At 49.3% G+C, this 1,360-nt stretch carries 3 rRNA genes; all 3 read left to right on the forward strand.

Annotated elements, in window-relative coordinates:
* Positions 1–363 (forward strand): 16S ribosomal RNA (locus LK536_RS58405); the annotation flags it as partial.
* 75 nt (positions 364–438) lie between these two features.
* Positions 439–556: ribosomal RNA gene (rrf, locus tag LK536_RS58410) — 5S ribosomal RNA — on the forward strand.
* Between the two features lie 407 nt (positions 557–963).
* A 23S ribosomal RNA gene (locus LK536_RS58415) occupies positions 964–1,360 on the forward strand; the annotation flags it as partial.

The following is a 1,360-nucleotide window of genomic DNA, read 5'->3' on the forward strand; positions in this document are numbered from 1 at the left end:
AGGTGGGGATGACGTCAAATCATCATGCCCCTTATGATTTGGGCTACACACGTGCTACAATGGCGTAAACAAAGGGAGGCAGCCCTGCGAAGGTGAGCAAATCCCAAAAATAACGTCCCAGTTCGGACTGTAGTCTGCAACCCGACTACACGAAGCTGGAATCGCTAGTAATCGCGGATCAGAATGCCGCGGTGAATACGTTCCCGGGTCTTGTACACACCGCCCGTCACACCATGGGAGTCAGCAACGCCCGAAGTCAGTGACCCAACCGGAAGGAGGGAGCTGCCGAAGGCGGGGCAGGTAACTGGGGTGAAGTCGTAACAAGGTAGCCGTATCGGAAGGTGCGGCTGGATCACCTCCTTTCTAAGGAAGAAGAAGTAAGGGTTTTATATACTGTCCAGTTTTCTGATTATCAAAAGTCAAGGAAACAAAAAGATTTCCGGTGGCGATGCGCTTAGGGGACACACCCGTTCCCATCCCGAACACGATGGTTAAGACCTAAGCGGCCGATGGTACTATGCTGGAGACGGCATGGGAGAGCAGGTGGCTGCCGGATTCCCTTTAAAAAACCACTCGGAAGAGTGTTTTATATAGAACAGACATGTTCCAATGGGTGGAGGTAAAAGCGAAGCCTGTGTTTTAAAGAACGTGTTAACCTACGTCAGCAGGGAAGTGCTGTTCCATATAACTGGTTTTTACCAGTGATTAGTGGATTCGAAGAATCGAGTTTACTAATGACTGATAAAACATCAGTCACATACGTACCTTGAAAACCGCATATTGAAAAAAATGAATTGAGTATCCTAAGAAATTAGGATAAACAAGACATCCGAGGCCATACAAGCGATTGTATGGAAAGAAACAAACTTGTGAACGCGAAAGCGTTTAAGAAGAACCTAGAACCAAAGAGTCCAACGCTATGGACTTTGACTGACACCCGCACCCGCAGGTGGAGGTCGTTTTGGTTAAGCTGATAAGAGCGCAGGGTGGATGCCTTGGCACTAAGAGCCGATGAAAGACGTGATAAGCTGCGAAAAGCTTCGGGGAGGAGCAAATATCCTTTGATCCGGAGGTATCTGAATGGGGAAACCTACTTGAGCAACCCTCAAGTGTCGTATGGTGAATACATAGCCATACGTCGGGAACCCGGTGAACTGAAACATCTAAGTAACCGGAGGAAGAGAAAGAAACATCGATTCCCAGAGTAGCGGCGAGCGAAATGGGAAGAGCCCAAACCAGCGTGCGTGCATGCTGGGGTTATGGACCGCATAAGTGAGCCGATCTGTTAATGGAACTGCCTGGGAAGGCAGGCCACAGAGGGTGAGAGCCCCGTACATGAAAACAGTAGGCAGCGGCGGTA

Source organism: Clostridium pacaense (genome assembly GCF_020709765.2).
GTDB classification, from domain to species: domain Bacteria; phylum Bacillota; class Clostridia; order Lachnospirales; family Lachnospiraceae; genus Enterocloster; species Enterocloster hominis.